Raw genomic sequence first — 22,636 nt, forward strand, 5'->3', positions numbered from 1 at the left:
AGACTCGTTTTTTAGCGTTTCCAGACCCAGTCGTCACTCTCATACTTGGCGACGAGTTGCTGAATCTCTTGTTGTTGCGCCTCGGTGAACGTCAGCGGTTCGAACGTCAAATCGAACGCGTCGCGGAATCCGTCCGTGAACGCCACGGCGACCTCGTCGAAGGCGACCGGTCGGCCGAGCGTCTCGTTCAAGGAGACGGCCTTGTCACCGAAGCGGGCTTTCGCCTCCGCCTTCTCATCGGCCGCGAGATTGAAGCAGTCGAACAAGACGTCATCGTCAATCGATAACGGAATCGACCCGTGCTGCAGGACGGCGCCTTGGTGGCGCACTTGGGCGCTGCCGGCGATCTTCTTGCCGTCGACGGCGAGCTCATAGTACGAGGCGGCGTCGAAACAGACGGCCGATTTCGGTTTTCGGAGTGCCTCGCGGTCGGCCTCGGTCAGCGGCACCGAGAACTCGGCCGGGACGCCGAGCGCGTGATAGCCGCGGCGCACCCCTTCGGTCAGGAGGCGATAGCTCTCGATGACGTTCGTCGGCAAAGACGGCATCGTCTCCGGGAGACTGACGCTATACGTCAGCTCGTCCGCGTGCAGGACGGCCCGTCCCCCGGTCAAACGACGGACGACCGGGATGCCGTTCGAGGTGAGCGCGTCGCGGTCGAGATCGCGCGTCGCCCGTTGGAAGCGCCCGACGCTGATGGCGTGCGGGGCCCAGGCGTAAAAACGGAGTGTCGGTTTCAAGTCACCGCGCGCAACCCAGCCGGCGATGGCCTCGTCGATGGCCATGTTCTCGGCCGGGGACAGCGGGGCGGTGTGAAGCAGATGCCATGTCGTTCCAATCATATATGTCTCTTCTTTCTCTTAGTCGATTGGCAGCATCGTATGACGACGCGCCTTGTGGACTTGTTCGTCCGCGTGATACGAGGAGCGCACGAGCGGTCCGGCCTCGCAGTGGGAGAAGCCTTTCGCTAAGGCGATCTCTTTCAGCTCGGCGAACTCGTCCGGATGATAGTAACGCTCGACGTCGAGGTGCTTCTTCGTCGGCTGCAAGTATTGGCCGAGCGTGAGAATGTCGACGTGATGGGCCCGGAGGTCGTCCATCGCTTGAATCAACTCTTCCTTCGTCTCGCCGAGTCCGACCATGATGGACGACTTCGTCGGGATGTCCGGGTTCAGTTCTTTGGACCGTTTTAAAAATTCGAGCGTCCGGTCGTACGTCGCCTTGGCGCGGACTCTCGGCGTCAAGCGGCGGACCGTCTCCAAGTTATGGTTCATGATGTCCGGTCCGGCATCGATGAGCGTCTGGAGCGCCGAGAAATCACCCATCATATCGGACGGGAGCACCTCGATCGACGTCTCCGGGTTCATGGCACGGACAGCGAGGACCGTCTCGGCGAATACCGTCGCGCCGTAGTCGTTCAAATCGTCGCGGGCGACGGCCGTGATGACGACGTGCTTCAAGTTCATGAGGCGGACCGACTCGGCGACGCGTTTCGGTTCTTCCCAGTCGAGCTCGTTCGGCTTGCCCGTCGTGACCGCGCAGAAGCGGCAGGCGCGGGTGCAGATGCTTCCAAGAATCATGAACGTCGCGGTGCGGCGGACGGCCCAACATTCATGGATGTTCGGACATTTCGCTTCCTCGCAGACCGTATGTAGATTTTTCTCGCGCATCATCTTTTTGAGACCGGTGTAGGTCTCGTTCGTGTTCAGTTTAATCTTTAACCATTCCGGTTTTCGTTTCAGTTCCCCTCGTGCCAAGATGATTTCCCCCTTTTTGAAAGTTAACCCCTAACAAAAAGAGTTTACCAAAGATGAGGACGAATTCGAACCAGCGAAATTATTAGCTTTGCCAATACAGCTTGGATGTGTGTCAAAACAGAACATATATTTCAAAATGGTTACGCTTTCATGTGAAGTATTGTTTCCCATTTTTTGAATTGCTATACTGACGTTGACCACCTGAATAAGGACCATATGTAACTGATACGATCAGGCATGGGGTGAACGAGCGTTGGTGAGGCAACGCTTCTTCCTCCATGCCTTTTTGTTTGGGGGTCGGGGAAACTTTCAAAAAGGAGTGGGGAACATGAACAAAGCATTGAACTGGACGGCGACACTGGGGCTAACGACTGCGCTACTCGTCTCATCGGTCCCGATGGCGACTGCGGTCGTAGCGGAGGAGACGCCAGCAACGTCGATTGAGCAGCGTGTGGACGCCAAGCTCGCGTCGATGACGCTTGAACAAAAGCTCGGTCAAATGATCATGCCAGACTTCCGATTATGGAACGGGGCGAACCATACGGCACTCGCGACAGATGTGGCGCGCGTCGTCGATCGGTTTGACCTCGGGGGTGTCATCTTGTTCGCGGAAAACGTGACCGAGACCGAACAGACGACGAAACTCGTCCACGACCTCCAAGAAGTCGTCAAACAAGACGAAAGCAACGACGTACCGCTCTTCATCACGATTGACCAAGAGGGTGGAATCGTGACACGTCTCGGAACGGGCACGAACTTGCCGGGTAACATGGCGCTCGGGGCGACACGGAGCAGCCAGTACGCATACGACGCGGGGAATATTATCGGTTCGGAGTTGAACGCTCTCGGGGTGAACGTCAACTTCGGTCCGGTGCTAGACGTCAACAACAACCCGGCCAACCCGGTCATCGGCGTACGCTCGTTCTCGAGCGACCCAGAACTCGTCGGCGAGCTCGGCTCGGCGATGACACAAGGGATCCAAGACCAGGGCGTCGCCGCGACGGCGAAGCATTTCCCAGGTCATGGTGACACGGCGGTCGACTCGCATTACGGACTTCCGATCGTCGACAAATCGCTCGAAGATTTGCGCGGTCTCGAACTGTTGCCGTTCAAACGAGCCATCACCGAAGGCATCGATATGATCATGACGGCACACATCGGGATGCCACAAATCGAGGATGAGGTCGTCAACTCGCCGCGCGGCACATTCCCGCTCCCGGCGACGCTCTCGGACGACGTCATCACGGGCGTGTTACGGGAAGACATGGGATATGACGGGATCGTCATCACGGACGCTTTGAACATGCAGGCGATTGCCGATAACTTCACGGAAGCCGAAGCGGTCATCAAGACGTTCGATGCGGGCGTGGATATCGCGCTCATGCCGACGATTTTACGGTCGAACGCGGACGTCGTGAAGCTCGAGACGATCTTTGAAGACGTCATGGCGGCCGTCGAGGATGGACGCCTGTCAGAAGAGAAGATTGATGCAGCGGTCGAGCGGATTTTGACGCTCAAAGCGGAACGCGGCATTTGGCAAGAATCGGTCGACACGACGACGCTCGAGGCGAAACTCGCTGAGGCGAATGCGGTCGTTGGCAGTGCCGAGCATAAAGCGAAAGAACGTGAAATCGCCGAGGCGGCCGTCACGCTCGTGAAAAATGACGACAAGACGCTTCCGTTCAAACCGAAAAAGGGTGAGACGGTCCTCGTCTTGTCACCGGCGAAAGACCAGACGGACAGCATGATCAAGACGATCAAGTCGCTCGAGAAGAACGCCGGCAACATGAAAGACGTGAACGTCATCGCCGCGAACTATACGGCATCGACGAAGCACTTGGATCAAAACCCGGCATTGAAAGAAAAAATCGACGCGGCCGACTATATCATCGTCGGCTCGAACGTGAACAACAGCGCCAAGCTGAAATCGACGTCGGCTGACAACTACGTGCCGGCCGAAGTGTTCCGTTACGCCAACGAGACGGGCAAGAAGTCAGTCTTGCTCAGCCTGCGTAACCCGTACGATGTGGCGGTTCAGCCGGACGCACCGGCCCAGCTCATCATCTACGGCTTCAAAGGTGACCCGAACGGACCGGATTCAGAGGCGGGCAATGCCAAATCGGCAGGACCGAACCTCCCGGCCGGCATTCGCGCTATCTTCGGTGAAGTGAAACCGACGGGCAAACTCCCGGTCGACGTACCGACGTTTGAGAACGGCGTGTTCGGAGACGACTTGCACCTCGAGTTTGGTGACGGATTCCGCAACTGGAACAAGTAAACTAAAACCGCGAGTGCCCCATGAGGGTACTCGCGGTTTTTCGTTTGATTGTCACGCCTCGAAATAGCCGACGACGAGAAGGCCTGGGCCTGTGTGCGCCCCGATGGCCGAACCGACGATCGTCTTCGTGACGCTCGCCGGGTTCACGTGTTCCCGTAACAACGCCTCGAACTGATCGGCTTTGACCGGGTCGTCCCCGTGACCGATGAAGACATGCCCACCCTCGACGAGCGGTTTCGACTCGGTCATCCATTCGACGATGCGGCGTAACACTTTCTTGTGACCGCGCACCTTCTCGATTGGGACGAGTTTGCCGTCTTCGACTGTCAAAAGCGGTAAAATTGTCAACAAATCCCCGATGAATGCGCTCGCTTTCGAGACACGGCCGCCGCGCATCAAATACTCGAGCGATTCGACCGTGAACAAATGCCGGATTTTGCCGACGAGCGACGTCGCGTAGGCGACCGTCTCTTCATACGTATGGTCTTGGCCATACTCGGCGACCGTCTTGACGAACAGCCCTTGGCCGACGGACGCGGCACGTGTATCGAGAATATGGAACGTGCTGTTCGGGTATTCTTCTTTAAGTAGGTTGCCGACCATGACGGCCGTCTGATAGGTGCCTGAAAGCTCACCGGAGAAGGCGAGGTACAGGAACGGGATTTCCGATTCGAGATGTTGACGGAAACATTGTTCGAGGCGGGCCGCCTCGATTTGGAACGTCTTCGGCGTCTTCCCGGCACGCATCGCGTCGTACACGTCTTTTGGTTGAATCGTCTCACCGTCTAAAAATTCGTCGTTGTCGATGACGACACCGAGCGGTAGCATTTCGAGACCGTACTCGACGATCTGGTCTTGGGTCAAATCGGCGCCGGTATCGGTTATGATTTTAAACATGCGGTCACTCCTCTATTAATTGTTGTTCAATCTCACGGATCGGTTCATTGCGCTTCCACATCCGGTCGAGCTGGGTCACGAGCGTCGCCTGCTCTTCCGCATCGAGAGTGCCAGGTATGAGCCGGCTCACGTCACTAAGGACGGTGTAGGCGCGGCGCAACACGTCATCGACGGTGAGCGGGATACCAAGCAAGTCCTCGAGTGACGCCATCGTCTCAGGGACAATGGCCGGATAGGTAAAGCGCGTCGCTTCACCTTGGATGGCTTGCGCATAAAAATCACGGATGAGCGCGGCCCGTTCACTTCCGCTCTTGCGGACGCTCAAGTAAATCTGGACGGCGACGCCGCCACGGACGCGGCGCTGGGAAATGCCGGCGAACTTCTTGCCGTCAATCGACAAATCGAAGCTGCCCGGGCAGTATGAGCCGACGATTTCGCCAGGCACGATCTCGTTCGTCACATCTTGGAACATGAGTTGGATGAGTGACGTCATCGCCTCGTAGCCGCTATCGATTTGAATCCCGTCTTTCTCGGGTAAAATCAAAGATAAGTTCAACACGTCCGCGTCTAAGACGACGGCCAGTCCTCCTGAATTGCGGACGACAGGACGGAAGCCGTGTTCATGAAGCAAACGGATGCCATCTGCCAAGTGGGGCAGACGGGCGTCTTGAATCCCGAGCACGACCGTGTTTAGATGAACCCAGGCCCGCAGGACGGCACCTGACGTCGCGGTCGAGGCACAGAGCGTATCGTCCGTCGCGAACGATTGCTCGGCTTGGAACGCCGGACCGAGCGAAGACTGGTCAATGACACGGTAGGTCGGTTGTCGTAATAATGGATGGGTCATATACATAATTCCTTTTCAATAAATAATTTCCTTCCCATTATAACATGGGAGGAACCACGCGCTAGAAGTCGAATCCAATCATTAATGAAACGTAGGGGGCAACGTCATGTATACGTCACGAGGTCAATTATCGGGGTCGAAAGTATTTAAAGATCCGGTTCACCGTTATATATACGTCTATGATCATCTCGTCTGGGAATTGATCAATACGAAAGAGTTTCAACGGTTACGTCGCATCAAACAGCTCGGGACGTCGTTTTTGACGTTCCACGGGGCCGAGCATACGCGTTTCCATCATTCGCTCGGCGTCTACGAAATCGCCCGACAGCTAATCGATCAGTTCCATGAGTATCCGGAGTGGGATGACCGCAACCGGGAGTTGTTGCTCGCGGCGGCGCTGCTGCACGATGTCGGACACGGTCCGTTCTCGCACGCGTTCGAGCACGTCTTCGCCGTCCGTCACGAGGTGTGGACCGAACGCATCATCCTCGGGGCCACGGAAGTGAACAAAGTGCTGTCCGAGATGGGGGTCGGCTTCCCGGAAGAAGTGGCGGCCATCATCAATAAGACACACCCGAACCGACTGCTCGTCAATATCCTCAGTTCGCAACTCGACGTCGATCGGATGGACTATCTGCTCCGTGACGCCCATTTCGCCGGTGTCAGTTACGGTAAGTTCGACCTTGAGCGCATGCTTCGGGTGTTGCGTCCCGATGAGGACCAAGTCGTCGTCAAACAGTCGGGCATGCATACGATTGAGGACTATATCATGCGGCGCTATCAAATGTATTGGCAAGTTTACTTGCATCCGGCGACGCGATCGAGCGATTTATTACTCAAAGCCGTGCTCGAACGGGCGCAAGAACTATACGAATCGGGTTATTCTTTCGAGATGACTCCAAAGCATTTCTTGCCGATTTTTAACCATGAAGACATGACGCTCGAGCATTATTTGAAGCTCGATGAGACGATCGTCTATTTCTATTTTCAGGAATGGATGGATGAGGCGGACCCGATTTTGGCCGACCTTGCGAGCCGCTTCGTCAACCGTCGTTTGTTGAAATATAAGAACTTCCCGGAAGCGAACCGCGTCCGCTATATGGACCGCTTGCGTTCAACGATGGAGGCAATCGGTTTACCGACGCGCTACTACTTGCTCGAGGATCAGCTCAGCCAATTGCCATACGATTTGTATAAAGGGCACGGGACATACGAAGGCATCTATCTCAAGATGAATGATGGCGACCGCCGGGAAATTTCGGAAGTGTCGATGCTCGTCCAATCGATTTTAAACTCACGACAGTCCGACGAGAAAATCTATTATCCGGAGGACGTACTGCTCAACTTGAAAGATCACGCATCAGAAAAAACATGGATGTTGTCAACGTTACGAGGCGATTGAATCGTTGAAAAGGAAGTGACACCATGGGAATCGGCACATTGGTCGGGGGAGTCGGCATCTTCCTACTCGGGATGATGCTGTTGACGGATACGTTAAAAAGCATGGCCGGGGAACGCCTCCGGCAACGATTGAATCGCTTGGCTGAAGGACCTGTTTCGGGTGCCTTTCTCGGAGCGACGATGACGACGTTGTTTCAGTCCTCGACCGTGACGACGCTCATGACAATCAGTTTTGTCAGTGCCGGCCTGCTGACGTTCACCCAAGCGCTCACACTCGTCATCGGAGCGAACGCGGGTAGCGCGACGACCGGATGGATCGTGGCGCTCTTAGGTTATAACGTCGATATCCGCGAGCTGTTGCTCCCGCTCATCGGGGTCGGCATGGCGCTGCGCTTGATTGGGCGGCGCGTCAAACGCATCGGCATGCTCATGGTCGGACTTGGCCTCATTTTTGTCGGCATCGGAACGCTCCAAGAGGCGATGCGGGAAGTTGTCACGTTCTCGTTCGCCAGTTGGGAAGCGGACACACCGCTCCACCAACTTGCGCTTCTCGGTACGGGCCTGTGGATGACTGTTTTATTGCAGTCTTCAAGCATCGGTCTCGTCTTGACGATGACGGCGCTCGCGACCGATACGGTCACCCTTGCCCAAGCGTGTCTGCTCGTCTTAGGGCAAAGTGCCGGGACAAGTCTCGTCGTCGCGCTCGGGTCGATCGGAGGTTGGAAGTCGGCCCGCCGCATCGTCTTGGCGCACGTGCTCGTCCACGGCTCGATTTTACTCATCGGCTGGCTGATGTTCCCGCTCTTGTTCGGTGTCGTGAACGGTGTGGCCGATCGCCTCAATTGGAACGAACTGTTGCGGCTCGCCTTGTTCCACACCTCGTTCCATTTGCTCGGGGTGTTCACGTTCCTGCCGTTCCATCAGGCGTTCAGTCGTCAGTTGCTCAAGTGGATCCCGAGCCGGGCGGAAAAGCTGACCCGGTTCCTCGACCCGAATATGGCCCGCATCCCGACGGTCGCGCTCGAGGCGGCCCGGCGCTCGTTGATTGAGATTGAGCGCTATTTGGCCAAAGAGACGCAACTGTTGCTGACCGAGGCACGTAAACGCGACGACGAGCTCCAACTCGTCGAGAAGACGCTCGGCGACGTCCGTGTCTTTTTGAGCACGATTCAATTGGAAGAAGGGCGGGGACGCAACGACTATGGCCAACATCTGTCGCTGCTCCATACAATCGACCACTTGGAGCGGTGGCTGTTCGTCATGCGTGAAGTCGACCCGGTCGACGCGCTCCGCGATACGGACTTCCTGGTCGCGCGTCAGCTCGTCTTGCATGAACTCGACATGGTCGAGACGCTCAATCATCACACGCCCCCGGAAGAATCGCGGCAGTGGAAGACGGCCTCGAAACAGCTCGCTGAATATCGAAAAGCGCACCGGGCCGAACTGCTCGAGGAGACGGCGGCCAATCAACTCGAGATGGATCAGACGATTCAAAAGGTGCAGGCCCTCCTCTGGCTCGACCGAATCGGCTATCACATTTGGCGTGCGACGCGTCATCTGATTAAACCGACCGTCCCGAGCGAGCGGTTTGAAGTGAATCTGGAAGACTAAACAACGACCGCCCTCCAAGATGGAAGGGCGGTCGTTGTGTTTACTTCTTATCTGCGTGCATGACGCCGGCTTGGCCGTAGTGCGTCGCGTCCATCTCTTCGATGAAGACGGTGATGTTTTCTTTCGGGGCGTTCGTCGTCTCGGAGACGGCGTCTGTCACTTTTTCAATCAACGCACGTTTTTGTTCGACCGTGCGACCTGGGAGCATTTTAACCGTTACGTATGGCATCACATTTCCTCCTTTTAGTTCGTTCCCTTTCATTCTAGTGAAAGGTGAGGCAAGTGGAAAGCAGAAAATCGATTGGGCGGACGGTACAAATAAAAAATGCAGGTGCGAAATATGTGAAAACGGGGTAAGGAACAAGACAGACTAGTCGTAGGAGGAACAGGCGGATGAAATGGAAGGGTAGACAAGCAAGTCGAAACGTCGAGGATCGACGGGGGCAACGTGTCGGAGGGAAAGGCATCGCAGGGATCGGTGGGGGCTTTGGTCTCATCTTGGTCATCGTCTTCACACTGCTCAACGGGGGCAATCCGGGCGATATCGTCAACAACATCGGACTCGGGGAACCGGAACAGTCCTCTGGAACGTATGAAGGCTCGGCGCGGGAAGAAGAGATGGCCGACTTCGTGTCGGTCGTGCTAAGGGATACCGAAGAAGTGTGGACCGATATTTTTGCGGAGAACGGATTGACGTATCGGGAGCCGACGCTCGTCATCTATAAAGATCAAGTCGAATCGGCGTGCGGGATTGCGGGATCGGCTGTCGGACCGTTCTACTGTCCGGGTGATCAGAAGTTGTATATCGATTTGAGTTTCTATGATGACCTGAGTCAACAGTTTAACGCACCGGGTGACTTCGCGATGGCGTACGTCGTCGCCCACGAGGTCGGTCACCACGTCCAGACGTTGCTCGGCACGACGGACGAGATTATGCCACTCCGCAACGAGCTGAGTGAGACACAGTTCAACAAATATTTGGTCCGCTTCGAACTCCAGGCCGATTATTATGCAGGCGTTTGGGCCCACCACGCTCAAGGGATGGGTTACCTCGAGGCTGGCGACGTCGAAGAAGCGATGAATGCGGCGCACCAAATCGGGGATGACACCCTTCAGAAACAGGCGCGCGGCTATGTGACACCGGATTCGTTCACGCACGGGACGTCCGAACAACGGAAACGTTGGTTCGATAAAGGGTTTCAAAACGGGACGATTCAAGGCGGCGATACGTTCAACGCCAAAAACTTATAACCATGAGGTCAAGCGATGGCTTGACCTTTTTCCATGTCCAAGTTGGCTTGTGCAGAAAGAATCCGCTATCATGGAAACAGAAACTAGAAGTAGGAAGGGGATGACCCGATGGAATCCTTACTCAAAAAAATCGAATTCGCCAAAAGCGAGATGACGTCCGTGGAGAAAAAAATCGCCGACTATATTTTATCCCACTCGACGCTCGTTCCGAATATGACGACGAAAGAGCTTGCTCAAAAGACGGACGTGTCCGAGGCGAGTATCGTTCGCTTTGCGCGTGTCGTCGGAATCGATAGCTTCAAGGCGTTCAAACTCGCCCTCGTCAAAGACTTGGCGATCACCGAGACGACGCTCACCGATTTCAACGTGTTGCAGCAGAAAGACACACCTTACGATTCGTTTCAAAAAGTCATCCATGTGAACAAAATGGCCATCGAGGCATGTGCCGAGGCGATGGACAAGCGTGAGCTCGAGCATGCGATCGATACGTTCGCCCGAGCGAACCGGGTCGTGTTTTATGGGGTCGGCGGTTCGTCGACGGCCGCCTATGACGCGCAATATAAATTCACAAAGCTCGGCTATGCGGCCCAGACATCGCAAGATTTCCATTACATGTTGTCTCTCATTCCGCATCTCGGCCCGAACGACGTTTTCGTCGCCATCAGTACGTCGGGTCGGACGAAAGACGTACTCGAACTCGTCCGCTTCGCCAAGAAAAAAGGGGTGCCGGTCGTCGCCATCACGGACCTCGATAAATCTCCGCTCTATCGAGAAGCGGATGTCCGACTATGCACGCCGAGCGTCGAACGTGATTTCCGGATTGCGAGCATCGCTTCACGGATGACACAGTTGACGATTATCGACACACTTTATATGGGGCTGTTGCACCGAAAAGGCGAGGGATTGATTGATCGCTACGCCGAGGCACGTGACGAGATGGTGAAGTTGCGCCGATGATTCACGTCTATGACCCAACGTGGCGCGATGCGGTGGCGGCGTTCCTCTTACAACAACGGTCGTTCGCGGAATTGAACGGACAGGCGCCCGAAACGTTCCGCGATGAAAACGTGGCCGATTTTGAGACGGAGGAGACCGTCAGCCTCGTCTTTGAGGACGGGGACGTCATCGCCGTCGCCGACTTGTTGAAGCAACACCCGGTCGACGGCTCGCTTTGGCTCGGTCTGTTCATCGTCGATGAACGGCTGCACGGCACCGGGATTGCGACGCGATTGTATGAACAGCTCGAACAGACGTATATGCGTCCGTTCCAGACGGTGTTCCGACTCGGGGTGTTACCTCACAATGAGCGGGCGCGCCGCTTTTGGGAACGGCAAGGCTACGTCTATGAAAAAGATTCCATCACGGCACGCGGCGATCACGTCCACGTGTTGAAAAAAGTCATCAGCTAAAGCGCTCGGTCCAATAGGGCCGGGCGTTTTTCTATAGATGTATACACGTATACAAATCTACATGTATACGCCTGACCTGCAATGAAATTTTATTTCCTTATTTTTTTAAATAAGTTTGACTTTTAATTTCAAGTTAGTACAATAAAATTAGAGAGAAGAAAGGATGGTGGCGATGTTAGATAAACTGGCTACTGAAAGACGAAATGAACGAACGATGCACTTGGACGAGATGGCGGTCGAGGAGTTCCTTGCAGTGATGAATGAGGAAGATCAATCGGTCCCACACGTCATTCAAGAAGAACTGTCGGTCATTGCCGAAGTGACGAAGCGTGCCATCGCATCCTTCAAACAAGGCGGACGTTTGATTTACATCGGCGCAGGGACGAGCGGACGGCTCGGAATCTTAGACGCGGCGGAATGTGTGCCGACGTTTGGCGTGTCACCGGACATGGTCGTCGGACTTATCGCAGGTGGCGAACGGGCGTTGATTAAAGCGGTCGAGGGAGCAGAGGATAGCAAGGATTTGGCGGTCAATGATTTGAAAGCGCTTCACTTGAATGCGTTCGACACCGTCATCGGGATTGCCGCGAGCGGACGGACACCGTACGTCATCGGCGGACTCGATTACGCCCGCGAGGTCGGCGCGACGACAGCCGCGCTATCGTGTAACAAAGGTTCAAAAATCAGCGAACACGCCGAGTTCAAAATCGAAGTCGAGACGGGACCAGAAGTATTGACCGGATCGACCCGATTGAAAGCAGGGACGGCGCAAAAACTCGTCCTCAACATGATCTCGACGGCGTCGATGATTGGGGTAGGGAAAGTGTATCAAAACTTGATGGTCGACGTGCAGCCGACGAACGAAAAGTTGGAAGTGCGGGCCAAACGGATGATTGCGGAAGCGACAGGGGTCGACGAACAGACGGCCGCGCGTTATTTCGATTCATCCGGTGGTCACGTCAAGACGGCGATTGTCATGATTTTAGCCGACGTCCCGCATGCGGAGGCAGTCGAGCGATTAGAGCGTGCGAACGGATTCGTCCGTGACGCATTATAAGGGGGATTCGAGATGAAGAAAGAAGAGGTTCTTGCACATGCGATATTAGAGCATGTCGGGGGGAAAGATAACATTCGTCAACTCGCGCACTGTATGACACGTGTGCGTTTAGCGCTCAAAGATCCGACGAAAGCGGATCTCGCCGCATTGAAACAAATCGATGGTGTCATGGGTGTCATCGATGACGAGACGTTGCAAATCGTCGTTGGCCCGGGGACGGTCAACCGCGTGGCGGACCATCTCAGTCGTGAGACGGGGCTCGCCATCGGGGAAGAGTCGGTCGATGCGAATTTGACGCCGGACGAACGGGCGGCCATCGAACGTCAAAAAGTGAAAGACAAACAGAAGTCGCCGTTCAAGCGCTTCTTGCGTCGCTTAGGGAACATCTTTATTCCGCTCATTCCAGGGCTTGTCGCTTCAGGTATCATTAACGGGGGAGCCAACTTCGCGAAGAACGCCGGCGTTGACCCGACCGAAACGTGGATGCAAATCCTCTTATTGCTCGGTAGCACAGTGTTCGCGTATCTCGCCATCCTCGTCGGTTGGAACACGGCCAAAGAGTTCGGCGGGACGCCGGTACTCGGTGCCATCGCCGGGGGGATTCTCTTCAACCCGGTGCTCGCGGACATCACCATTTATGGGGAACCGCTCGTTGTCGGGCGGGGTGGACTGTTCGGGGTCATCTTTGCCGCTTGGCTCATGACGTACATCGAGAAACACGTTCGTCGCTTCATGCCGACGGCGGTCGATATCATCTTTACACCGCTTCTCACGGTCCTCGTCGTCGGTTTCACGGCGCTCTATGCGATCATGCCGGTCGCAGGCATCTTGTCAGACGGGATCATGCAAGGATTGAACGCCGTGCTTGAAGTCGGTGGACCGGTAGCAGGGGCTGTCCTTGCTGGATTCTTCCTTCCGCTCGTCATGGTCGGGTTGCACCACGGACTCACACCGATTCACTTGGAACTCTTGAACACGGTCGGTAACACGGCACTCTTGCCAATCCTGGCGATGGCAGGGGCTGGACAAGTCGGGGCGGCGCTCGCGATTTTCGTGAAGACGCGCAACCAACGTCTCCGTAACATCATCAAAGGGGCCATCCCGGTCGGATTCCTTGGAATCGGCGAGCCGCTCCTTTACGGGGTCACACTCCCGCTTGGCCGTCCGTTCCTGACGGCTTGTATGGGGGCCGCGGTCGGCGGTGCCTTCCAAGCGACGATGAAGACGGCAGCACTCGGGATTGGGGTCTCGGGTCTCTCGCTTACGCCGCTCATCGATAACGGCATGTACTTGACGTACATCGCAGGTCTTGTCATTTCGTATACGGCTGGCTTCATCTTCACATATTTCTTCGGCTTCAAAGAAGAAATGGCAGACGGGATTTAACAACTGAGGCGGCTCTTTGGAGTCGCCTTTTCATTTGATGAGGAGGAATTTCTGATGAAGGGATTATCGGTTTATTTGAGCGAACCGCTCACACCGCAGTTCAAGATATGGGTCGGACGCATGCGCGAGATTGGCTTCACCTCGATGTTCACGTCACTGCATATCCCCGAGGACGACACGTCGGTGTATACGGAACGGCTTCGTGACCTCGGGACGCTCGCACGAGAACTCGACATGGAACTGTTTGCGGATATCGCACCGACGTCGCTCGCCGCGCTCGGCAAGACGTGGGACGATGCCCATACACTTCTCGATTGGGGCGTGACGGGGCTGCGCGTCGATTACGGCGTGACGCCGAAACAAGTCGCCGACTTGTCGACCCGAATGACGGTCGCCTTGAACGCGAGTACGCTGTCTGAAGCGGAACTCATAGAGATGAAGCAACACGGCCTCGTGACGGACAACGTCGAGGCGTGGCACAACTTCTATCCGCGCCCGGAGACGGGGCTCGATCGTAACTGGTTCGATGCCAAGAACGATTGGCTGAAGCGGCAAGGGTTGAGCGTCCAGGCGTTCATCCCTGGTGACGGGACACTCCGAGGACCGCTGTTCGAACGGCTGCCGACGCTCGAGGACCATCGCCTGTTGTCGACGTTCGCCTGCTACATGGACCTCATGGATTCGGTCGATCGCATCTTAATCGGCGACCCGGGACTCACTGATGAGACGATTGAACAGTTCGCCTCACACGCCGACAAAATGCTCGTCCTTCGGGCCGAAGCGGAGACGACGATTGAGGCCGCCTTCTATCGTGTCCAGACGAACCGGATGGACCCGGCACGTGACGTCGTCCGCTCGGTCGAATCGAGGGGCTATGGACGTCCGGGGGACCGCTTGCTCGAGCCGATGGCAGCAAGACCGCGTCCGCTCGGAACGATCACGGTCGATAATGCGAAATACGGGCGCTATGCCGGTGAGCTGCAAGTGACGAAACGCGATTTATTGGCGGACGAACGGGTCAACGTCCTTGGGCGCGTCATCGAGGCAGACCGGCCGCTCATCCAATCGATCGGACCGGGCACGAAGTTTCGAATCGAGTGGTGCTGACGTTCCGGATTGCCACATTCCCTCGTCTTTGTGTACAGTAGAGAGGGAGGGAATGCCATGAAAGAGATTAATTTTAACATCGTCGCTGACGATTCGACCGATGGCCACGGCGGTTTTGGGGTCGGTTCGCTCAGTTTGAACAATATGTCTCCCGTCATCATCGATGTCGAGGCGGGGACCGCGGTCATCGATATGGGGGCCATGCATGCCAAATCGGCGATCGAGAAACGCATCAAATTTTTGACGGATCCAGAAGCGGTGCCGAACGGAAAACCGTATTGGATCGTCTGGGTCACGGTCGGACGAAAGCCAGAAGGATTCTATTACGGCGGTGTCGCAGCTTGTGACATGTCGATCGACCTCGAGGCACGGCGCGGCTATAAACTGTTGCCGTATCACGTCAACCAGATGGACAAGTCGCTCAAAGGCCGCATCTTGATTGACATGATGGATGCACCGTCACGCGACGTGCTCGCTGCCTTTTTGAAAGAACATCGTCCTGAAATCTGGGAACAATCGACCGAACTTCAAACCGAGCTTGAGCGTTTGAGCGCCGAGTGAAAAGATTGGACCGTTTCGGTCTCCAATCTTTTTTGTTTTCATGTGCCCCGATTTGGGAACATGAATTTGTTATGATGTTGTGATTTCACCGTAATTGTATGAATATTCAGCATTATGCTATACTAAACGCACTTGTGTAAAAGAGAAAGGGTGACACGATGAGTGAAACTAAGAAAATTATGATTGGGCTACTGTTGGGGGTAGCCGTCGGTTTAGCATTAGCAGGATTACCGGGCAATATTTATGATATGGCCAATACGTATGTCCTCTCGCCAGTCGGAACCGTATTTTTGAACTTAATTAAAATGTTAGTCGTCCCGATCGTCTTCTTCTCGATCATTCTTGGTGTCATGGGTCTCGGTGACCCGAAAGAACTCGGTCGTGTCGGAACGAAATCATTGCTCTTCTTCTTGACGACGACGGCGCTCGCCATCGTCTTGGCGATGGGTGTCGCTTATGTCATCCAACCAGGAGAACGTGGAGATTTCCCGACGACGGGATTAGAGTTTGATGCGTCAGGTTCGGAAGAATCGTCGAATATCGTGCAGACGTTCGTCAACATGATTCCAACGAACCCGGTCCAAGCACTTGCCGAAGGCAATATGCTTCAAATTATCGTGTTTGCGGCACTCATCGGATTCGCGATGATCGCACTCGGTGAAAAAGCGCGCACATGGCGCCGATTCGTCAAACAAGGTGACCGCATCATGATGTACTTGATTCATTTGGTCATGAAACTTGCGCCGTACGGTGCGTTCGCTTTGATCGCCTCAGCCATCGGTGGCATTGGATTAGAGGCTGTCCAAGCGATGGCATGGTACATGTTTGCGGTCGTATTTACACTGGCACTACATTCAATTTTAATCTATGGGGGGGCAGTTGCCATCCTCGGGAAAATGAATCCCGTCTTCTTCTTTAAAAACTTCTATGAGGCGATGACGTTCGCATTCTCGACATCGTCGTCGAACGCGACGCTCCCCGTGTCGATGGAAGTGGCTCAAACGAAACTCGGTGTCCCGCGCTCGATTTCGTCGTTCGTCCAACCGCTCGGTGCGACGGTCAACATGGACGGAACAGCCATCATGCAAGGGGTCGCAACGATTTTCATCGCGCAAGTGTTTAATGCTGATTTGACAATCACGGAGCTCGCAACGGTCGTCATCACAGCGGTACTCGCCTCAATCGGGACGGCGGGCGTACCAGGTGTCGGACTTGTCATGCTCGCGCTCGTCTTACAATCAGTCAACTTACCGGTCGAAGGGATTGCCCTGATCATCGGTGTCGACCGGATCCTCGATATGCTCCGGACGTCGGTCAACATTACAGGTGACGCCGCGTGTGCGGTCGTCGTCTCGAAACTCGAAGAGAAACATCTTCCTGCAGTCGACGAAGACTCGTGGGATGAAGTGGACGCAAAATAACCTAAAGGCTGACCCGGTTCATACCGGGCCAGCCTTTTCAAATGAAGTGAGGTTTTCATACATGGAATGGGAAGTTCTGCCGATTCCGCTGTTTGTCGTGGTCAGCATCATCTTAAACAGCATCATCGCCATCGCGGGCGTGTTGCCGAGCGCCTTTTTGACGGCACTGAACGTTCAACTGCTAGGATTTGGACCAGGGGTCGCCGTCTCCATCGTCGGTGAGGCCGTCGGCGCCGTGCTCAGCTTTATCCTGTATCGGCAGGCACTCCATCGCTACACATCACCGGACGGAAAGCGGCTGCGGCGTCTCCGTGAAGCCGAAGGGGTCGAGGCTTGGTTCCTCGTCCTCGGGCTCCGGCTGTTACCGTTCGTGCCGTCTGGTCTCGTCACGCTGTCGGCCGCCTTCAGCAGGATGTCGCTCCCCTCGTTCGCTGTAGCGAGCACGATTGGAAAAGTCCCGGCGCTATTGATTGAGGCGCTTGCCGTCACGGCCGTCCTGACCGTGGCGAGCGGGTGGCAACTCGTTCTCGTCGCCGTTCTCGCCGTGCTGTACGCCGTGTGGCGTTTGTCTCAGAGAAGCGGCGAGAAGATATGACAGAACGCTTCGACGAAGCGTTTGCCGTTCGATTTCTTACGCATCATCGACCAGTCGACGAGAATCGATTCATCGAAGTCGTTCAAGAACGCTTCGTGCAACTCTTGAATGGATGACGTCTCGAACTGGGCGATCGTCATCTCATGGTTCAAATACATGCTCCGAAAATCAAAGTTAGCCGTCCCGACGAGCGCAATCTTGCCATCGATGAGGACGGTTTTTGCGTGGATAAAATGACGATTGTATTTATAAATCCGGATGTTCCGTTTGAGCAATTGCTCAAAATAATACTCGGTCGCATGGAAACTGAACCATTCGTCTCCTTTTCCGGGGACGACGATTCGGACGTCGATGCCTCGCTTGCCGGCGACTTCTAACAGCGCGAGCATTTCGGGAGGCGGAATCAAGTAAGGGGTCGTCATCCAAATCGATTCTTTCGCCTGCATCAACAGAGCCATGAGCCCGTCTCGAATCGTCACATCTTTCCCTGGTGATGTGACGAGCAGTTGCGTCGCCCCGTTTTCTTGTTGCGGCTCATCGATAAAGTATTCCGGTAAGTGTTTGCTGTCGGCAAACAAGTCCCACGTCTCTTTGTCTTCCTCATGACCGGCATACAGCCAATTCTCGACGAACAGGCGCTGCAATTCCCGGACGAGCGGCCCTTCGAGACGCAGATGGGTATCGCGCCAAAATCCGAGCTTTTTATGTTTGCCCAAATATTCATCTCCGACGTTCAGGCCACCCGTGTAAGCGATTCGTCCATCGATGACGATCAACTTCTGATGATTGCGGAAGTTGGCATTAAAGACGAGGAGCGGGTGGACGACCGGGTCGAACGCCTCGACGTGGACACGGGACTCGCGGAGTGGTTCGAGAAACACTTCGCTAATCTCTTGACTGCCGAGGCCGTCATACAAGAAGCGGACGGTGACGTTCTCGTTGGATCGCTTGATGAGAGCGTCACGAATCTTGAGCGAGATTTCATCGGTCCGGAACAGATAATACTGGACGTGGATATGATGGGTCGCTTGCTCGATATCTTTAATCACTGCATCGAATTTTTCCTCGCCATTGACGAGTAGTTTCGTCGACGTGTGGCCGTCCGCGCCGGTCGCCCCGAGTTTTTCGAGCGTGCGCGTGAGCGGATAACAATCGGATACGTCATTGGACGTCTCGACGCGTTCCTCTTCAATCGCTTGGCGGAACATACGAATCTCGGTCGAAGTCCGTTTAATCCGACGGTGGCGTCGCGGTGTCCGTCCGAATAGTACCCAGGCGAGGGCGCCGAGGAACGGGATGAACAGGACGGCGAGTAGCCAAGCGAGCTTGGCCTGCGGTTGAACCTGGTCGAATAAAATATGCCAGCCGACGAGGAGCGGCGCCACGATCGCGAGACCAATCAGGAATGGGATCAATCCGTCCACGGAGTAGAGGACGAGGAGAAGGAGGAGGCCGAGTACAATCATGGTGAGGAGTTGCCAGACGCGTCGTTTCAACACGTACACCTTCTTTCTGTTCAGTTGTCATCACTGAATTCATTCCACCGTTTACACATTGTTAATCTAAAATTACGTTTCACGATATGGGCGAAGGGAATTATCGTAACTGTACGACACAACTTAAAAGGGGTGTTAGCGATGAAGAAGAAAGGTGCATTGGCCGCGTCGCTCTTGGCGACAGGCATCATTCTCGGGGCTTGCGGGGGAGCAGACGAAGAACCGATGAACAATGAAGATACAGAAATGCAAGAAGATATGGATGAAGAAGAAGACGATTAAAAAAACGGCCTAGAGCGGATGCTCTAGGCCTTCGTTGCGTCAAAGCGAATACGGGGACGGTTTGCCAAAGTAATAGCCTTGGGCGAGGTCGAATCCGAGTTCACGACAGACGTCGACTTCTTCGGCGCGTTCGATGCCTTCGGCCAGAATCGTGATGTCCATCGATTTGGTCAATTGACGTACATTTTTCAAGAATGTCCGTTTTTCGGCGTCTTGATCGCAAAACGAGATGTACGACCGGTCGATTTTGACATAGTCTGGTTCGAGGCGTTTCAACATATTGAGCGTCGAGAAGCCGGCCCCGACATCGTCGAGGGCGACTTTCATGCCGCGCTTCTTATATGTAGAGAACACGTGCTGCAAGTGGGCCACGTCTTGCACTTTCTCCGTCTCGACGACTTCAAAGATGAAACGGTCGGGACTAAGCCCGTATTGATCGATAATCTCGAACGTGTGTTGAAGACAATAGTCCGGGTTATAAATCGTCGACGGCAAGAAGTTGATGAACGTCTTTTCGTGCGGGGCGACGGCATGATAGGTCGCTTTAATCGCCTCGGCGCGAGCGCGCTGGTCAAGCTTGGAATGCAGGCCGAAACGGTTGGCCGCGCGGAACAGTTCTCCGGGAGAGACGTTATTGCGACTGCGGAGTAACGCTTCGTAACCGAATCGTTCACCGGTATCGAGATGGACGATTGGTTGCAGATGGCTCTCGAATTCACCGTGTTGAATGAGTTCGATCGTATCACGGTTGGCGATTTGTTCGAGTAGGTTACTCGCCGAGATGATTGCGGTTTGACGTTTCGTCACTTGATCGACGCAATAGACGTCCTCCTCGACGGTAGAGAGGTGTGCGCTTAATTCATCTAACGATTCATACGGATGGAACGTGTCGTTGACGACGACAAGGCCGCGCTCAAAGAACGGGATGTTCGTGGAGCAGGCGGTACAGGGAGACCACATGTACATTCCTCCTTTCCAAGAGATAAAGTTGGTTCTATTTAGTTTATCGGATAAAACTCACATAAAACTCACATGGTAGGACAAATAAATAAAAAAATCGTGCAAATTGCGGGTAGTTTTTGTATACTTCCTATCGTATGAATAAGAAGCGCCTCAAAACGCCACTCGCATACGAACAACTTTTTAATCAGAAAGGGGTTCTATCGATGGACCAAAAATTAAAATTATGGTTTACGGAGCACCAGACAGAAGATTACGGAATCACGTTCCGTGTAAACCACGTTTATGAGAGCGAACAAACGGAGTTTCAACGACTAGAAATGGTCGAAACGGACGAGTTCGGAACAATGTTGTTACTTGACGGAATGGTCATGACGACGGATAAGGACGAATTCGTCTATCACGAGATGGTGGCTCACGTCCCACTCTTTACGCACCCGAATCCGAAGCATGTGCTCGTAGTCGGCGGCGGAGACGGCGGCGTCATCCGTGAGATTATGAAACACCCATCAGTCGAAAAAGCAGTTCTCGTCGACATCGACGGGAAAGTCATTGAATATTCGAAGAAATACTTACCAAACATCGCAGGCGAACTCGACAACCCACGCGTTGAAGTCATCGTCGGCGACGGCTTCATGCATATCGCTGAGTCTGAGAACGAGTACGACGTCATCATGGTCGACTCGACAGAACCAGTCGGCCCAGCGGCCAACTTGTTCACGAAAGGATTCTACGCCGGAATCTCGAGAGCGCTCAAAGCCGATGGAATCTTCGTCGCGCAGACGGACAACCCATGGTTCACGCCAGAGCTCATCCAGACAGTCCAACGTGACGTGAAAGAAATCTTCCCGATCACGAAGCTCTACACTGCGAACGTACCGACGTACCCGAGCGGCATGTGGACGTTCACAATCGGTTCGAAGCAGTATGATCCGGAAGCAGTGGCTCCGGAGCGTTTCCATGACATCGAGACGAAGTACTACACGCCGAAGCTTCACAATGCGGCCTTCGTCCTGCCTAAATTCGTGGAGGACTTGACGAAATGATTAAACGTTTCGATGAAGCCTATTCAGGCAAAGTGTTCATCGCGAGCCTGCCAGAAGTCGCAGACGCGAAGACGGTCCTTTACGGGATGCCGATGGACTGGACGGTCAGTTTCCGTCCGGGTTCACGTTTCGGCCCGAACCGGATCCGTGAAGTCTCAATCGGGCTTGAAGAGTACAGCCCGTACTTGGATGGGGACTTGAGTGAAGCCGCCGTCTATGACGCCGGTGACATCCCGCTTCCGTTCGGGAACGCACAAAAGTCGCTCGACATGATCGAGTCATTCGTCAAGGACGTCATCCAAGCAGGCAAGTTCCCGCTCGGTATGGGTGGGGAACACCTCGTCACTTGGCCGGTCATCAAGGCGATGCACGATGCATACGGCGACGATTTCGTCATTCTTCACTTCGATGCGCACACGGACCTCCGTGACGAATACGAAGGCGAGCCGTTGTCGCACTCGACACCGCTCAAAAAAGCGGCCAACTTAATTGGGCCATCGAACTGTTACTCGTTCGGAATTCGTTCTGGGATGAAAGAAGAGTTCGACTGGGTCAAAGAAGTCGGCTATAACATGTATAAATATGAAGTGATCGAACCGCTCAAACGCGTGTTGCCGACGCTCGCCGGGAAGAAAGTGTACGTCACGATCGACATCGACGTCCTCGACCCATCGGCTGCACCGGGAACGGGAACGCAAGAGATCGGTGGCATCACGACGAAAGAATTGCTTGAAGCGGTCCACGCCATCGCGAACGCTGACGTCGACGTCATCGGGGCCGACCTCGTCGAAGTGTCACCGGCGTACGATCAGTCGGACATGACGGCCATCGCCGCCGCGAAGATTCTTCGCGAGATGATGATCGGGTTCGTGAAGTAACGATGCCGAAAAAAGGTCAGCTCGAGATGGAGCTGAGTGCTCGCATCACCCAATGGGAGAAAGAGTATCTCGGACGCGGTTCCTTGACGTGTAAAGCAGATTTGCTCCGCGACCTGGCGATCGTGACGCTCCAAGGCGTCTTGACCCCGGCCGAGTACGAACTGGCCGCCAAATCGGCCGGACGCGAGCAATTGAAGAAGTACCGCAACAACCTCGTCGAATCCGGTCGGCCTCAGCTCGAGGCCATCGTGCACGACGTACTCGGGCGGCGACTCGTCTCGCTCCATACGGACATCAGCACGAAGACAGGGGAACGCCTTATCGTCTTTCGCCTCGATGCGCCGTGGGAGAATGGGATTGACAAGCCGTGACGACGTTTTTACACTAGAAGCAGAG

At 54.8% G+C, this 22,636-nt stretch carries 23 protein-coding genes; 16 read left to right on the forward strand and 7 right to left on the reverse strand.

All coding sequences use genetic code 11. From position 1 onward, the window contains the following. Positions 1-11: 11 nt before the first annotated feature. Together KNP68_RS03340 and lipA are read right to left on the reverse strand one after the other, a co-directional pair. Positions 12-842 carry a lipoate--protein ligase family protein gene (locus KNP68_RS03340; RefSeq protein ID WP_214756080.1) on the reverse strand — a complete coding sequence of 277 codons (831 nt, stop codon included), beginning with the start codon at positions 840-842 and terminating at the stop codon, positions 12-14. Positions 843-860: 18 nt separating this feature from the next. Next, a complete protein-coding gene (gene lipA / locus KNP68_RS03345) occupies positions 861-1,760 on the reverse strand; it encodes a lipoyl synthase (RefSeq protein WP_353048252.1) in 900 nt (299 codons plus the stop codon). Positions 1,761-2,085: 325 nt separating this feature from the next. On the opposite strand from lipA, the gene KNP68_RS03350 reads away from it, so the two are divergent. Beyond that, positions 2,086-4,035 carry a glycoside hydrolase family 3 protein gene (locus tag KNP68_RS03350; protein WP_214756082.1) on the forward strand — a complete coding sequence of 650 codons (1,950 nt, stop codon included), beginning with the start codon at positions 2,086-2,088 and terminating at the stop codon, positions 4,033-4,035. Between the two features lie 51 nt (positions 4,036-4,086). Here the strand turns inward: KNP68_RS03350 and KNP68_RS03355 are convergent, their stop codons facing one another. Further along, positions 4,087-4,932: a DegV family protein gene (locus KNP68_RS03355; protein WP_214792161.1), complete on the reverse strand. Its 846-nt coding sequence runs from the start codon at positions 4,930-4,932 to the stop codon at positions 4,087-4,089. Between the two features lie 4 nt (positions 4,933-4,936). Then, a complete protein-coding gene (locus KNP68_RS03360; RefSeq protein ID WP_214756086.1) occupies positions 4,937-5,785 on the reverse strand; it encodes a lipoate--protein ligase family protein in 849 nt (282 codons plus the stop codon). Between the two features lie 100 nt (positions 5,786-5,885). Here KNP68_RS03360 and KNP68_RS03365 point away from each other — a divergent pair, with 100 nt between their 5' ends. Continuing rightward, a complete protein-coding gene (locus KNP68_RS03365; RefSeq protein WP_214756088.1) occupies positions 5,886-7,181 on the forward strand; it encodes an HD domain-containing protein in 1,296 nt (431 codons plus the stop codon). 23 nt (positions 7,182-7,204) lie between these two features. Then, the gene (locus tag KNP68_RS03370) at positions 7,205-8,791 is read left to right on the forward strand and encodes a Na/Pi cotransporter family protein (protein ID WP_214756091.1); all 1,587 of its coding nucleotides are present in this window, start codon (positions 7,205-7,207) and stop codon (positions 8,789-8,791) included. A gap of 40 nt (positions 8,792-8,831) precedes the next feature. On the opposite strand, the gene KNP68_RS03375 is transcribed toward KNP68_RS03370, so the two are convergent. Further along, positions 8,832-9,020, reverse strand: coding sequence for a 2-hydroxymuconate tautomerase (locus KNP68_RS03375; protein WP_012727443.1), 189 nt, complete (start codon positions 9,018-9,020; stop codon positions 8,832-8,834). 164 nt (positions 9,021-9,184) lie between these two features. Between KNP68_RS03375 and ypfJ the strand changes: the two genes are divergently transcribed. The 9 genes from ypfJ to KNP68_RS03420 all read left to right on the forward strand — a co-directional run bounded on the left by ypfJ (position 9,185) and on the right by KNP68_RS03420 (position 17,578). After that, positions 9,185-10,042 carry a KPN_02809 family neutral zinc metallopeptidase gene (ypfJ, locus tag KNP68_RS03380; protein ID WP_029594630.1) on the forward strand — a complete coding sequence of 286 codons (858 nt, stop codon included), beginning with the start codon at positions 9,185-9,187 and terminating at the stop codon, positions 10,040-10,042. A 108-nt stretch (positions 10,043-10,150) separates the two neighbouring features. Continuing rightward, the gene (locus KNP68_RS03385; RefSeq protein WP_021066056.1) at positions 10,151-10,999 is read left to right on the forward strand and encodes a MurR/RpiR family transcriptional regulator; all 849 of its coding nucleotides are present in this window, start codon (positions 10,151-10,153) and stop codon (positions 10,997-10,999) included. Then, positions 10,996-11,451, forward strand: coding sequence for a GNAT family N-acetyltransferase (locus KNP68_RS03390; RefSeq protein ID WP_214756093.1), 456 nt, complete (start codon positions 10,996-10,998; stop codon positions 11,449-11,451). The genes KNP68_RS03385 and KNP68_RS03390 overlap by 4 nt, the downstream gene beginning before the upstream one ends. A gap of 163 nt (positions 11,452-11,614) precedes the next feature. Then, positions 11,615-12,508: an N-acetylmuramic acid 6-phosphate etherase gene (gene murQ / locus KNP68_RS03395; protein WP_256442315.1), complete on the forward strand. Its 894-nt coding sequence runs from the start codon at positions 11,615-11,617 to the stop codon at positions 12,506-12,508. A gap of 12 nt (positions 12,509-12,520) precedes the next feature. Then, positions 12,521-13,894, forward strand: a complete 1,374-nt coding sequence (locus KNP68_RS03400) for a PTS transporter subunit EIIC (protein ID WP_131471489.1) — start codon at positions 12,521-12,523, stop codon at positions 13,892-13,894. A 54-nt stretch (positions 13,895-13,948) separates the two neighbouring features. Continuing rightward, positions 13,949-15,001 (forward strand): DUF871 domain-containing protein, encoded by a 1,053-nt coding sequence (locus KNP68_RS03405; RefSeq protein ID WP_131471487.1) that lies wholly within the window; start codon positions 13,949-13,951, stop codon positions 14,999-15,001. 57 nt (positions 15,002-15,058) lie between these two features. Continuing rightward, the gene (locus KNP68_RS03410) at positions 15,059-15,562 is read left to right on the forward strand and encodes a YwhD family protein (RefSeq protein ID WP_021066061.1); all 504 of its coding nucleotides are present in this window, start codon (positions 15,059-15,061) and stop codon (positions 15,560-15,562) included. 158 nt (positions 15,563-15,720) lie between these two features. After that, a complete protein-coding gene (locus tag KNP68_RS03415; RefSeq protein ID WP_131471485.1) occupies positions 15,721-16,983 on the forward strand; it encodes a dicarboxylate/amino acid:cation symporter in 1,263 nt (420 codons plus the stop codon). 61 nt (positions 16,984-17,044) lie between these two features. Further along, positions 17,045-17,578: a TVP38/TMEM64 family protein gene (locus KNP68_RS03420; RefSeq protein ID WP_021066063.1), complete on the forward strand. Its 534-nt coding sequence runs from the start codon at positions 17,045-17,047 to the stop codon at positions 17,576-17,578. On the opposite strand, the gene cls is transcribed toward KNP68_RS03420, so the two are convergent. Continuing rightward, on the reverse strand, positions 17,554-19,077 hold the full coding sequence (gene cls, locus KNP68_RS03425) for a cardiolipin synthase (RefSeq protein ID WP_241764564.1): 1,524 nt from the start codon (positions 19,075-19,077) through the stop codon (positions 17,554-17,556). The genes KNP68_RS03420 and cls overlap by 25 nt on opposite strands. A gap of 138 nt (positions 19,078-19,215) precedes the next feature. On the opposite strand from cls, the gene KNP68_RS03430 reads away from it, so the two are divergent. Further along, positions 19,216-19,356, forward strand: coding sequence for a hypothetical protein (locus tag KNP68_RS03430; protein WP_021066065.1), 141 nt, complete (start codon positions 19,216-19,218; stop codon positions 19,354-19,356). 39 nt (positions 19,357-19,395) lie between these two features. On the opposite strand, the gene KNP68_RS03435 is transcribed toward KNP68_RS03430, so the two are convergent. Continuing rightward, positions 19,396-20,316, reverse strand: coding sequence for an EAL domain-containing protein (locus tag KNP68_RS03435; protein WP_029594636.1), 921 nt, complete (start codon positions 20,314-20,316; stop codon positions 19,396-19,398). Between the two features lie 206 nt (positions 20,317-20,522). Here KNP68_RS03435 and speE point away from each other — a divergent pair, with 206 nt between their 5' ends. Genes speE through KNP68_RS03450 form a run of 3 tightly spaced genes read left to right on the forward strand, consistent with a single transcriptional unit; the run spans position 20,523 to position 22,611 of the window. Continuing rightward, a complete protein-coding gene (speE, locus tag KNP68_RS03440; protein ID WP_029594637.1) occupies positions 20,523-21,362 on the forward strand; it encodes a polyamine aminopropyltransferase in 840 nt (279 codons plus the stop codon). Beyond that, positions 21,359-22,240 carry an agmatinase gene (gene speB, locus KNP68_RS03445; RefSeq protein WP_021066068.1) on the forward strand — a complete coding sequence of 294 codons (882 nt, stop codon included), beginning with the start codon at positions 21,359-21,361 and terminating at the stop codon, positions 22,238-22,240. The genes speE and speB overlap by 4 nt, the downstream gene beginning before the upstream one ends. 2 nt (positions 22,241-22,242) lie before the next feature. After that, positions 22,243-22,611 (forward strand): Na-translocating system protein MpsC family protein, encoded by a 369-nt coding sequence (locus tag KNP68_RS03450; protein WP_021066069.1) that lies wholly within the window; start codon positions 22,243-22,245, stop codon positions 22,609-22,611. Positions 22,612-22,636: the final 25 nt, after the last annotated feature.

The sequence above is a fragment of the Exiguobacterium sp. s50 genome (assembly GCF_018618175.1).
GTDB lineage: Bacteria > Bacillota > Bacilli > Exiguobacteriales > Exiguobacteriaceae > Exiguobacterium > Exiguobacterium chiriqhucha.

Excerpts from the sequence above, each read along its gene's own strand:
- KNP68_RS03400 (WP_131471489.1), top strand. The coding sequence starts at position 12,521 with ATGAAGAAAGAAGAGGTTCTTGCACATGCGATATTAGAGCATGTCGGG.
- speB (WP_021066068.1), top strand. The coding sequence starts at position 21,359 with ATGATTAAACGTTTCGATGAAGCCTATTCAGGCAAAGTGTTCATCGCG.
- KNP68_RS03385 (WP_021066056.1), top strand. The coding sequence starts at position 10,151 with ATGGAATCCTTACTCAAAAAAATCGAATTCGCCAAAAGCGAGATGACG.
- KNP68_RS03390 (WP_214756093.1), top strand. The coding sequence starts at position 10,996 with ATGATTCACGTCTATGACCCAACGTGGCGCGATGCGGTGGCGGCGTTC.
- speE (WP_029594637.1), top strand. The coding sequence starts at position 20,523 with ATGGACCAAAAATTAAAATTATGGTTTACGGAGCACCAGACAGAAGAT.
- KNP68_RS03450 (WP_021066069.1), top strand. The coding sequence starts at position 22,243 with ATGCCGAAAAAAGGTCAGCTCGAGATGGAGCTGAGTGCTCGCATCACC.
- KNP68_RS03430 (WP_021066065.1), top strand. The coding sequence starts at position 19,216 with ATGAAGAAGAAAGGTGCATTGGCCGCGTCGCTCTTGGCGACAGGCATC.
- KNP68_RS03415 (WP_131471485.1), top strand. The coding sequence starts at position 15,721 with ATGAGTGAAACTAAGAAAATTATGATTGGGCTACTGTTGGGGGTAGCC.
- KNP68_RS03405 (WP_131471487.1), top strand. The coding sequence starts at position 13,949 with ATGAAGGGATTATCGGTTTATTTGAGCGAACCGCTCACACCGCAGTTC.
- KNP68_RS03355 (WP_214792161.1), bottom strand. The coding sequence starts at position 4,932 with ATGTTTAAAATCATAACCGATACCGGCGCCGATTTGACCCAAGACCAG.
- KNP68_RS03350 (WP_214756082.1), top strand. The coding sequence starts at position 2,086 with ATGAACAAAGCATTGAACTGGACGGCGACACTGGGGCTAACGACTGCG.
- ypfJ (WP_029594630.1), top strand. The coding sequence starts at position 9,185 with ATGAAATGGAAGGGTAGACAAGCAAGTCGAAACGTCGAGGATCGACGG.
- KNP68_RS03435 (WP_029594636.1), bottom strand. The coding sequence starts at position 20,316 with ATGTGGTCTCCCTGTACCGCCTGCTCCACGAACATCCCGTTCTTTGAG.
- KNP68_RS03410 (WP_021066061.1), top strand. The coding sequence starts at position 15,059 with ATGAAAGAGATTAATTTTAACATCGTCGCTGACGATTCGACCGATGGC.
- KNP68_RS03340 (WP_214756080.1), bottom strand. The coding sequence starts at position 842 with ATGATTGGAACGACATGGCATCTGCTTCACACCGCCCCGCTGTCCCCG.
- KNP68_RS03420 (WP_021066063.1), top strand. The coding sequence starts at position 17,045 with ATGGAATGGGAAGTTCTGCCGATTCCGCTGTTTGTCGTGGTCAGCATC.
- KNP68_RS03375 (WP_012727443.1), bottom strand. The coding sequence starts at position 9,020 with ATGCCATACGTAACGGTTAAAATGCTCCCAGGTCGCACGGTCGAACAA.
- KNP68_RS03370 (WP_214756091.1), top strand. The coding sequence starts at position 7,205 with ATGGGAATCGGCACATTGGTCGGGGGAGTCGGCATCTTCCTACTCGGG.
- KNP68_RS03365 (WP_214756088.1), top strand. The coding sequence starts at position 5,886 with ATGTATACGTCACGAGGTCAATTATCGGGGTCGAAAGTATTTAAAGAT.
- KNP68_RS03360 (WP_214756086.1), bottom strand. The coding sequence starts at position 5,785 with ATGTATATGACCCATCCATTATTACGACAACCGACCTACCGTGTCATT.
- murQ (WP_256442315.1), top strand. The coding sequence starts at position 11,615 with ATGGTGGCGATGTTAGATAAACTGGCTACTGAAAGACGAAATGAACGA.